We start from the raw sequence: 10,859 nt of genomic DNA, 5'->3' as shown, positions 1-10,859 counted from the left end.
TAGTTGCTGTTTGCGAATCTTCCGCACATACTCGAAGCTCACCGCGTAGCGCTCGGCCAGCAGTCGCAGCGACACCCCACCCCGCGCATACGCCTCTAGAATCCGGCAGCGCAAATCGTCGGAAAATGCTCGCCCCATCGTCTCGTGTCGCAGAAAACTCGCCATTACCACTCTGCCCTATGACACTACTCCCTGGGTATAACTACCTTGGAACTGCTCTAGAATCAATATTCTTGCCTATAACCCACATGTATTCAATATTTTACGCTGTAGGAAACAATCAATTCTATGAAAATAAATGCCTTACGTAAACAGGGGGGGGAGGGGGGTCAAACCTGCCGGGCCAGCACCAGCGTGATATCGTCCGGCTGCTCCTCGGCCCCGATCCACGCGTCCAGCGCGTGCATCACCTGGTTTGAGATCACGTGCAGCGGGTGATCGCGATAGCGGTTCACCACCTCCATCAGCCGCTCCTCGCCGAACTCGCCGAAGTCGTTCTCCGGCTCCGTCACGCCGTCCGAGTAAGCCACCACAATGTCACCGGAGCGCATCTGGAAGCGGTCCTCTTCGTACCGCATCCCGTCCATCAGCCCGACCACGGTTCCGCCGCGGTCCAGCCGCCGCACCACCCCGTCGCGCCCCAGCACCAGCGGAGGAAGCTGGCCCGCATTCGAGTACGTCAGCATCGCCGACCTCGCATCATAGTGCGCCAGGAACAACGTCGCGTACTTCTCCGGCTGCGTGCTGCGGTAGAGGTGCCGATTCAGCAGTGAGAGAATCCGTCCCGGCGACTGGAACAGCTCATCGCAGTCACCTCCAAGCTCGTCGCGGTTGGCCAGCAGCCCCGCCACCGCCGACTCACTGAACACCAGCTCCTCGCTGGCGAAACGATAAGCGCGAACCGCCGAATGCAGAGTCGCCATCAGGAGTGCAGCAGAGATTCCCTTCCCGCTGATGTCGCCAATTGCGATGCCGACGCCCGTCTCCTTGCGGCTCGCGTGTCCATTGTGCGCCGACTCGTGAAACACCAGGAAATCGTAGTAATCGCCGCTCACCGAGCGTGCCGGCCGGCACACTCCGTGCAGCTCCAGCGTCGGAAGGCTCGTAATCTGCCGCGGAAACAGGTTCGCCTGTACCTCCTGCGCGATCGAAAGCTCGTTCTGCAGCCGCTCCTTCTCCTGTTGCTCTACTAGCAGACGCTGCAGCGAGCCCGTCATCTTGTTGAACGACCGGCTCAACTCCGCCAGCTGGTCCTCGCGCGTCACTCCGATCCTGTGGCCAAGCTCGCCTCGGTCGATCTTCTGCGTGGCCTCATACAGGTCCGCCACTGAGGCCGTCATCGTCCGGCTCAAGCGGATCGCCATGATCAGCGCCAACAGCTCGATCAATGCGAAGAGCACGCACAGCGCGATCAGCCCGATCCGGTAAGCGCTGGTCACGATGCCGCCGAGAGAGGCCCCAAACAGCTGCTTGTACAGCAGCGATGGCCGCGAGTCGACCTTGATCGGAATGTTGTCGTGCTCGCCCGTGTCCCAGTCCGTCACGCCCAGCGTCGACAGAAAGGTCACCTGTACATCAGCCAGGTTCGCCTTGGGCGGCTGCACTCCGCCGGCCACCGAACTCTCGCGCCGCGAGCGGTCACGCGCGCGCGATTTTGCAGTCGCCGGCCCGGACGGACGGGAAGTCGTGTCCGGCTCGTTGCCTCCCAGCCTCTCGGCAAACAGCTGTGCGCGGCCCAGCCCGCTGGCGATCATGTCCATCACCTTGCTGTCGACCAGCAGGCTGGTCACCAGACTCAACAGCCGGCCATCCTTCATCCTCCGCTGATCGACGACCGTCAGGTAAAGTTCGCCGCCGTCGAGAACCAGGCCAGAGAACCGCCCACCCTTCAGCTCGGCCGCCCACGGAGGAAGTCCCAGCGGAGTCTTGCCTTGTACCGCGCCGAGAGAGACCGGAGCGCCGTTCACGTAAGCCGAGCTCTCACGGTGAAGCTGCGTGCGCGGAATGCTCAGTCCCCCGCCCTGCTCCGGGCCGGGCGCCATCGGCGGAACCTGCTCCCCTTCCAACGATCCTTCCACGAGGTTCACGCGATGGCCGTTGTCGCTGCTCATCTGCGCCAGTTCCTCCTGAAGGCGCGAGTCGGCAAGATGGATCGCGAACTGTCCCGCAGCAACATAAGCCGAGATCAGCACCAGGGTAACGAACAGCACCACCGGAGCCAGCCCGATCAGCAGATAGGTCAGCACTAGCTTGTTGCGCAGGCTCCACAGCATCCGGCGGCGTACGATCCGGACCAGCAGTGGAATGGCAGTCGCAGCCAGAGCAATCCCGACAAGCACCTGCACGATGCTGAAGAATATGCCGATTCCACCAGGAATCAGGCGCAGTGCCAACAAAAGGCAGAACCACACCGCCAGCCAGAAGACGGCGCCGGGAAGCCCAGTAGGGATCTTCTTCAGCCACTCCAGCCGTCGCGACTCGCTAGCGATCTGCATCGTTCTTCCCCGCCTCCTCCAGCTCCGCCTGCCGTGCCAGCCGCAGCGTGTACCGCGTAGCCGACACGTGCGCTCCGGCCAGCAATAGGAGGCCGGAGAGAAATGCCCACATCATCAACCCAACCGAGATATAGAACGGCCCGTAGACCGACTGGAAGTCGAGCCACGGCAGCGCTCGCACGTAGAGATGCTTCGCCAGCTCCCATAGCAGCCCCACGATCAGCGCCGTCGGAATCACGGCGCGCGGCGGAATCCTGCGACTGGGCAGAATCCAATAGATCAGAAAAAACAGCAGGATGCTCGCCCCAACTGCGCAGAGCTTCAGAAACCACGACGCAACAAAGTTATAGGCAGCGTTCTCGGTATGCCCAAAGAAGGCCCAGGCCAGGACCGCCTTCGAACTCGAGGTCGACGCCACCGAAGCCAACGCCAGCAGGCCGACAGCAAACGCCAGCCCCAGCGAGACGGCCTGGTTGTGCAGATAACTGCGGTTCTTCTTCACTCCCCAGACGTTATTCAAAGCCACCTCAAGCGGTAGGAAGACGCCGGTCGAACTGACCAGCAGCATCACCAGCGAGAGCACCTGAACTCCCTTGCGCGGATGAGCCAGCAGCTCCATATTGCGCATCACGAAGTCCTGGCCCACCGGTAGAAAGCTGCGCATCAGGTCCCCCACCACCAGTTCCATCGCGCGCGAGTGAAAGACCCTTCGGCAGACGGTCAGCAGCAGGACGATGAATGGAAACAGCGACAGAATGGCGTTTGCCGCAACGCTGAACGCGTAGGTGTGAACCTCGGTCCTCGCCATATACCCCAGCAGCGCAACAACCTGCGGCCACACCCCCGCCTGCGGAACGACGGGAGAAACCTCTTCAATCGGAATCTCCGCACGAACCGCAGCGCCGGTACCGGAGGTGTTCGCGGTGTTTGCGTCTGCGCTTGGATTGGGCGGAACGATTGAGAACATAGAGATATAGGAAGGACCGAGGGCCGACAACTTCTGTAGGAACGCCAGCATCCCTCCGTTATCCAGCTTCGATGCTAGCAGAGTGCGCAAGCGGCCGCAGCGGGCCTCCAGTTCACGAAAGATCAGCGACAGCCAGGGCAGCGATCAAAGAGTTCCGGCGTCCTTGAGGCGGCGAATCTGTCCGATCGCCCAGCGCGCACTCTCGGCCAGAACCTCATCCTCACCAGCACTCCACGCCTTCAGCTGAGGCAGAAAGCCGTCGTCGCCGCTGTTCCCCATGGCGATCGCGACGTTGCGATGCAGCCGCTTACGCCGCGTACGTTCGAGCGGCGAGCCCGCGAAGTATCTGCGAAAGCCCGCTGTATCCAGGCCGGCCAGCCAATCAAGCGCTGGATTCACCAGCTCCGGCCGCGGCTCCATACCCTCCTTTACGGCAACCGGCGCGCGGCGGTTCCACGGGCAGACATCCTGGCAGATGTCGCAGCCAAACACCTGGCGCCCCATCGGCACGCGCAGATCTTCGGCGATCTCCCCCTTCTTCTCAATGGTCAGGTAAGCGATGCAGCGCGAGGCATCCATCTCGCGTGGAGCCACTAACGCCCCCGTAGGACAGGCGTCGATGCAGCGCGTACAGCCTCCGCAGCGGTCGGCAGCGACCTCCGCCACCGCATCCCCCGCAACCGGCAGCGACGTCACAATCACTCCCAGCAGAAGCCACGAGCCGAGCCCCTGGTTGATTACGCAGGTGTTCTTGCCGATCCACCCCACCCCCGCCGCTGCGGCCACCGAGCGCTCAACGAGAGGCCCCGTATCGACATAGCATCGCGTCTCACACTCAACCCGCTCCTTGAGCGCATTCTCCAGCCGCCGCAGGCGCACCAGCAGCTCTTCGTGGTAATCAGTCGGAGCCATTATTCCCCATCGATCGCCATCCTCGCGCACGCGTCCGCTCCACGCATAGCGCGCGATCCACCCCGTACCTGCCGGAGCCTCCGCAATCGACAGCGGCGCCACCGCGTTATAGTTCAGCGCGCAGACCACCACCGAGCGCGCCCAGGGCATCGCCACATGAATCCCGCTCCGCAACAAGGCGCCGCTCTCATCGCGGCGCTTCAGGTACTCCATCTCCGCGGCACGGCCGACCTCAACCCAAGCGGCAAATCGCTCCGCCTCCAACTCAGCCGGACCGCTCCCCCGCTCGGGCACGGCGGCGACTCCGGCCGCGTCGAAACCTGCCTCGAGCGCCAATTCCCGCATCCACGTCTTCAGCTTCGTGCTCCACTCGGCCGGCAACTTCGCACCCTATGCCAATGACTCTATTCCGCCCCACATTCAGGGTAAACTGGACGCACGGAGAGGTGGCAGGGCCCGGTTGAAGGCACCTGACTCGAAATGTGATTTCAGCTCTTTTGCATGAGGTCGCACCAGATCGCATAGAGAATCTAAGTTATTTTTTTTGAGTACGTTCCGCGCAATTACAGGTTGCACTCGTTTGCACTCAATCGCACGAAATCGGAAATCAAAGGGACACCAAATCGGACACCAGTTTCCGCTCGTTTCTAGCTACTTCAACTGGCCCTTACGAAATTTCAAACGATTTGATTGACGCTTCGCGTCGCGCCCGAAAACTCTGCCATGACAGGTTATAGGCGATCCCCAAGTACCAAGTTGCAAGCTGATGTTGAAAAGGCGCAAACCACACCTCATCGATCTTGATTTCGTTGAACTTCTGAAGAAATCCCGAAAGATGATCCCAGCTTCAAGGCTGAACGGCAGGTTCTGAAGGGGAGAGTTCTGTAACGCGGTTGTTAGCTGATTCAACCCAGCTTATTTTTGTCTCATGAGAGCCATCCGAGATCCAAAAGGTCGGCGATAGGTTCAGTGAACGAGCAGGAGCCGAGGCCGATAGCGAAGTTCTCTCGCGCTTCTCTGATTTGCTCCGCGGATAGTTGCTGATCACGCCATGCAACAGCGTGCCTGCTCCAGTGAAAGGCGGCAGGATCGTGTTCATGCAAGATTGCTAAAATCTCCTCTTTTGTTGCTCCGTAATAGGCCATGATTGCCGCGACGAAGACATTGATGAAACCGTGCATCAGAGCGGATGCGCTTCCCGGTTCATACGTGAGCTTTTGAACGGAACGCAAAGGATGATGCAGTCCAGCCGTAGCCTTGAAGGGAACCTTTGCTTCGGCGCAGGCCGCGAGAAATTCCGCGACCTGCTCGACGCTGGGAATAGCATCGGCAGTAACTCCGCCGGTGCGAATCTTTGCGCGCGCGTTCCCTTCCTTCAGCACAGGAAGCATCTGCCTGCAATTCTCCAGTGGAAATTCGACGTAGAGAGTTGCCTTTGGGGGCGCGGCTGAAAGCAGCTTATGCACCTCAGCCAGGCTTGCAGCCTTGCACTCGAGGACATCAACAACTGCAACCCTCTTATCGAGCCCAGAGATCAGACGAGCATCTTGCTGCGCATCGCCCGTGCTGAGTGTGCCCAGGAGCCATGGTGTCAACTGCTCGTCGCTGCCAACCTCCGTCAATGCCGCGCTGAATTCCGTCAGCCTTGCAACTGGGACGATCAAGCGTCCCAGAGCCCATGCATATTTACCAGAGCGGTAACTGGCATAGTTCCGGGTCGACGGTAGCATATCGAGGCCTGCGGGAGGAAAGAGCCCCGCGTAATCTATCAATCTGTTCAGGAATGGTTCAATTGCAGTCATTTGCTTTTGCTCCTTCGCACCGCGTCGTGCGTCCCACGAAATTCGCCTTGCAACCCCCAAATTTTGCAGCATGAATACTACCTGCGCCTCATGCATGAAGGCGAGCGTGTGTCCGCCAGATATCGCGGCTTCAGATCGGCGATGGTGGTGCGCTCGAATGTCTCAGCATCCGGGCCATAGCTAAATCGAATTGACGGTGAGATCGAGAATCCATTCAGCGAGTACACCGGCCTCTTGGCATAGGGGTAATGATTGCCAGGCTTCCAGTGATCCGATTTCTCAAGAATGAGAAAATCAATCTACGACTCTATGTTCTGAGCAGGTGGAACTCCAGGTTCATGCGAAGGTCTATTCTTGCACTCACAGTCGCGGCTTTCGGTATCGGCACTTCCGAAAGCGGAGATCCAAAAGGTCGCTTTGGCGCTTTCAAGGCAGGAACGTAAGCGTTCGCTCGTCGTTCTGATGAGCATCTTCCTCATCGGAAATATTGCCTGCGCTCTAGCTCCCAACTTTACGCTTATGCTCTGCGCTCGTATTCTGACGGCGCTTTGCCATGGAGCTTTCTTCGGGACCGCGAGCATCGTCGCCGCGAGCATAGTTCCCCGGGAGAAGGGGGCACAGGCAATCACCACTATGTTTAGCGGCCTGACGCTTGCGAACGTCCTTGGCGTCCCCGCGGGTACGGCAATCGGTCACATTTTTGGGTGGCGTTTGACCTTTCTCGCACTTATCCCCATTGGCTTGGTGGCGATGATCGGTCTTTTTTTCTGGGTGCCGCGGCAGGACTCCGAGCCGGTTCATATCAGGCACGAGCTTCGCACTGTAATGAATCCCAAGGTGTTTCTTGTGCTCGGGCTATCTACCTTGAGCTCGGTTTCCCTTTTCATCGTATTCACCTACATCGCCCCGATCCTCTCCGTTGTGACGCACCTGCCTGCACAAGCCATTGCCTGGGTCCTTGTTCTCTTCGGAGCCGGCATCACGATCGGGAATCTAGTCGGGGGACGGCTCAGCGATTGGCGGCAGATGACGACGGTCGTCGGGGGATACATTCTCGTGACGTTCATCCTCCTGCTGATGCCGCTCATGATGCCCCACACGATTGCCATGGCGGCATGCGTTCTGGTCTGGGGGATGTTTCACTTCAGCGCCTCGGCTCCGCTTCAGGCGCTGATCGTGGAAAAGGCCCGTCGCGCTCCCAATCTGGCATCCACTCTGAACCAAGGAGCATTCAACCTCGGAAATGCGCTTGGCGCGAGTCTCGGCGGCATTTCTTTAGCGGCAGGATACGGCTATCGCATCCTGCCGCTCCTAGTACTGTGACCGCTTGAATGAGTAGTTCAGTTTCAGGCGTGCCAGCTTCCTTGTGAACTTCCACTTGATGGTGATCACTAATTGTGCCGTCGGGAGCGATCAGGAAGTCTGCCGGAAGACCGAGGATCCGGCGGACTTCGCTCGATATCTCTCGTCGGTTATCAGTGGCATGGCTATTCAAGCGGTAACTGGGGCCAGCAGGGTGGCGCTGCAAAGAACGGGCGACTTTGCGTTAAGGACGCTAGGTTACGCGTGAACTCAAAGAGATCGAGAAACAATTGCCCCACCAAGCTGGCCAAAAACCAAGTCCACAGGATTTCTCGGGCGCTTGTGGCACCAAGGCGTGTGAAGATGCTCGAGCAAATTGCTACGCTCGGTGCCTCGATTGCTTGTCAGCGACTTTTACATCTTCACGATATCTCGCCCGCGACACTGTCTCACCACCTCAAAGAGCTTGAGACAGCAGGATTGATCAAGATTGCGAGGCATGGACGTGATGCCACGCTGATCTTTCAACCATACACGTTCCGTGCATACCTGAATGAACTTACATATCTATATTCAATAGTTTTGGATGTCAGCCCTTCGGACGAACCACGACGATCGTAGAAACGGCAGCGGACCTCTTAGTGCACGGCGACTTTAGCCTTTGTAGGTATGACGAGCCTCCATCGATCTAAGCGCACGGGCAATAAAGGGGAAATGCGACGGCAAAATCTATGCGCTTGCACAGACGGCTCTATGCGGTGGCTGTAAAGGAGGAACTTGAACGCATTTCACATCAAGTGCTTTCCGACTGCTTCAATAGCCTCTCTTTCACAATCAGGGCCGCCTCTGACCGTCACTTGAGCTCATGAGAACTGCTTAGCTGACCAGTTCTGCTTTCTTTCGGATGTTAGGCGTATGTTTTTGCACTAGATCAATAAATGATTTCAGAACGACCGACGGCTCCGCTGTCTTCCATACCATCACGAGATCGATCCGCACGTCATCGGGGCGAATGCGATAAAACCGGCATCCGTCCGCCCGGAGGTATCTCATGGATGCGGGAACAATTCCTGCGCCCTCATCCGCCTCAACCAAAGAGACAACGGTCTGCATTACATTGGGTTCATTCTCGATCTTGGGGGAGAACCCAGCTTCATTGCAAAGTCCGGTGATTGCGTCAAATAAAGCGGGCGAGCCGTCCCTGTAAAAGAGAACGAAGCGATCATTGGCGAGGTCCGCGATCCGAACTCGTTCTCCCTTTACCAGTCTGGACTTCGGGAGCACCGCCATGAGAGGGTCTTTGTAAATCAGGTGCGAAGAGTACGTTTTGCTCCGTTCCGGTGTAAGAGCGCGCGTGAACGCCACATCCACAGTTCCTTGATCGAAAGCTTGTTCCAACTGAAGCGGGATTGTATCCTGCAACGTCAATTTGACACCCGGATATAGCGCTTTGAAACGGCGGACAAGTTCCGGAAGAAATGAGTAAGTGGCGGGTCCGAGAAAGCCGATAGACAAGCGTCCGATCTCCCCCTTTGCAGCTCTGCGCGCGGTGTTCATCGCGATTTCAGCCTGCTCCAGCGTTCGCACAGCCTCCACATAGAACAGCGCTCCTTCCTCGGTGAGCCTGGCAGTCCGTTGTGCACGGGAGAAAAGTTTGACACCCAGTTCGTGTTCCAAGTCTGAAACGGCCTGACTGATAGCCGGCTGCGCTACGAAAAGCCTGCGCGAAGCTTCTCTATAGCCTTTCCATTTAACGACTGCTGTGAAGTACCTGAGATGTCTCAATTCCATTGCAGCTCCATTTCGCCCAATACTGGGTGATCGCATTTCGCGATCACTGTGATTACAGCATAAGGGTCACCACACCAAACGTCGAAAATAGTACGCTAGGAAAGTTGAAACAGTCGGTCCTTTGTGCCGCTGACCACATTTGCTATGCAGCAAACATGGACTGGGTAACTCGAAGGTCGCGCTTGCTCGTGAGTTCGGCATCAGCCGGGATACGCTATATCAGTATTTCCGGTAAAAAAGCGCCGGGCTGGCAAGTTTGGAAAATGAATTGTATGCAGGAATCGGAGGAGGGAACGATGAGTGAATCGGAGATGCAAGCGGAGTTGGAGCGCCTGCGGGCTGAGAATGCCCAGCTCAAGAGCAAAGACAAGGGCGGCCTCACTTTGAAGGTGAGCGAGAAAGGCGGTCTCTCTCTGTACGGCATGGCCCGTTTTTCCGGTCACGCTCTATAAAGAACAGTGGCTCCGCATCCTGGCGAGTGCGCCTGAGATCGAGGCGTTCGTTCGCGAAAACGACTCCAAGCTGAAGACGAAGGAATAGGGCTTTGAAGAAAGGGGTCCAGACCGCAATTTACTGTCCCTGCGGGAATGAGAAGATCCTCGCCCTGGGCCTCTGCGCGACCTGCTACACGTTGAAACGGCAGGATGCCGAGTGTTTCGGGGGTCTGCGAGAGCAGGTGTTAGAGCGCGATGGATACGCCTGTAGGGTGTGCGGTGATCCCGATCCCGGCGTGCATCATCGGGAACCGGGCAAGTCTGTACTGCATCTGATGATCGCTCTCTGTGCGGGATGTCACGCGAGGATCCACCGGACGAAGGTTGTCCTTACGGAGTTTCCGCCGCTTCTGCTGGTACGTAACCGGTGGGCGAATTTTCATTCTTGCCCCGTGGCACGACACCGTTGCTGTGGCTCCCTTCAACGATCTCCCGGACGGCTGGCGAGATTTTCCAGAGTAGCCAATGGTAGAAAGGCACTCTCGGCAAATCTGCCGGAACTTCACGGCCCTCTTGATTGACGTCGTCCGGCTTGCTGGGCACGTCAGGGGTCGTGGCAAACCAAGACGAAAGATTTCGCCCCTTCTGGGACATCGCTCCATGACAAATGCGGATTTTTGTTCTCGCTCAGGGCGAAGTGATTGGTCGGGTCTTTTTTCGCAAATGCGAAGGTTTCCGGAATCGTTCCGTTACTCTCAAAGCTCTTCGTGGTCAACTTCATTGCTGGGTCCTTTCTGGGAACTGAAGTATGGTTGTGAATTACAAGGCCGCAGAAACCAGGACGATTACGCAGCCGGTCCCGACAAGCCACTGACGCTGACAGGGCCACGGTCTAGCACTGGTGTTTGCTTAGGGGTCTTGAGAGCCCAGTCAGCAATCTCGTCCTTACGCGCAAACCACACGCCGGGCTTTGACTTGGCGTAGGTTAGGAAGCGATCGAGCACACGGACGCGGCCAGCGTGACCCGAAATTCGATCATGCAAACTGATCACCATCATTCTGCGTCGTGTCGCCCCTTCCTCATAGAGCTGGTCGAATTCATCTTTGAGGGCCTGCTCGTATGCTGCTGGGTTCCATCCATCGAAGGGGAATGAAA

9 protein-coding genes and 1 pseudogene are annotated in these 10,859 nt (G+C 57.9%); 3 read left to right on the top strand and 7 right to left on the bottom strand.

What is annotated here, in order from left to right:
• Positions 1–329: 329 nt before the first annotated feature.
• The 4 genes from Q363_RS27735 to Q363_RS27720 all read right to left on the bottom strand — a co-directional run bounded on the left by Q363_RS27735 (position 330) and on the right by Q363_RS27720 (position 6,272).
• Positions 330–2,495 (bottom strand): PP2C family protein-serine/threonine phosphatase, encoded by a 2,166-nt coding sequence (locus Q363_RS27735; protein ID WP_035357148.1) that lies wholly within the window; start codon positions 2,493–2,495, stop codon positions 330–332.
• Positions 2,482–3,552, bottom strand: coding sequence for a YihY/virulence factor BrkB family protein (locus tag Q363_RS27730; RefSeq protein WP_245632522.1), 1,071 nt, complete (start codon positions 3,550–3,552; stop codon positions 2,482–2,484). Before Q363_RS27730 ends, Q363_RS27735 begins: the two co-directional genes overlap by 14 nt.
• A 54-nt stretch (positions 3,553–3,606) precedes the next feature.
• Positions 3,607–4,755, bottom strand: coding sequence for a tRNA epoxyqueuosine(34) reductase QueG (gene queG, locus Q363_RS27725; protein ID WP_342667466.1), 1,149 nt, complete (start codon positions 4,753–4,755; stop codon positions 3,607–3,609).
• A 545-nt stretch (positions 4,756–5,300) separates the two neighbouring features.
• Positions 5,301–6,272, bottom strand: coding sequence for a hypothetical protein (locus tag Q363_RS27720; protein ID WP_157467704.1), 972 nt, complete (start codon positions 6,270–6,272; stop codon positions 5,301–5,303).
• 321 nt (positions 6,273–6,593) lie between these two features.
• Between Q363_RS27720 and Q363_RS27715 the strand changes: the two genes are divergently transcribed.
• Positions 6,594–7,499 carry an MFS transporter gene (locus tag Q363_RS27715; RefSeq protein WP_245632521.1) on the top strand — a complete coding sequence of 302 codons (906 nt, stop codon included), beginning with the start codon at positions 6,594–6,596 and terminating at the stop codon, positions 7,497–7,499.
• Positions 7,500–7,841: 342 nt separating this feature from the next.
• The gene (locus Q363_RS39305) at positions 7,842–8,099 is read left to right on the top strand and encodes an ArsR family transcriptional regulator (RefSeq protein ID WP_084080845.1); all 258 of its coding nucleotides are present in this window, start codon (positions 7,842–7,844) and stop codon (positions 8,097–8,099) included.
• A gap of 255 nt (positions 8,100–8,354) precedes the next feature.
• On the opposite strand, the gene Q363_RS27705 is transcribed toward Q363_RS39305, so the two are convergent.
• Complete coding sequence (locus Q363_RS27705) at positions 8,355–9,269, bottom strand: LysR substrate-binding domain-containing protein (protein ID WP_035357144.1); 915 nt, start codon at positions 9,267–9,269, stop codon at positions 8,355–8,357.
• Between the two features lie 104 nt (positions 9,270–9,373).
• Here Q363_RS27705 and Q363_RS44855 point away from each other — a divergent pair, with 104 nt between their 5' ends.
• Complete coding sequence (locus tag Q363_RS44855) at positions 9,374–9,721, top strand: hypothetical protein (protein ID WP_245632520.1); 348 nt, start codon at positions 9,374–9,376, stop codon at positions 9,719–9,721.
• A gap of 586 nt (positions 9,722–10,307) precedes the next feature.
• On the opposite strand, the gene Q363_RS43240 is transcribed toward Q363_RS44855, so the two are convergent.
• Together Q363_RS43240 and Q363_RS42345 are read right to left on the bottom strand one after the other, a co-directional pair.
• Complete coding sequence (locus tag Q363_RS43240; RefSeq protein ID WP_211256389.1) at positions 10,308–10,484, bottom strand: hypothetical protein; 177 nt, start codon at positions 10,482–10,484, stop codon at positions 10,308–10,310.
• Positions 10,485–10,548: 64 nt separating this feature from the next.
• A pseudogene (locus Q363_RS42345) lies at positions 10,549–10,859 on the bottom strand (polysaccharide deacetylase family protein); the annotation flags it as partial.

The organism is Edaphobacter aggregans DSM 19364 (assembly GCF_000745965.1).
Taxonomy (GTDB): Bacteria; Acidobacteriota; Terriglobia; order Terriglobales; family Acidobacteriaceae; genus Edaphobacter; species Edaphobacter aggregans.
This window is presented reverse-complemented; position numbering and strand designations above follow the sequence as displayed.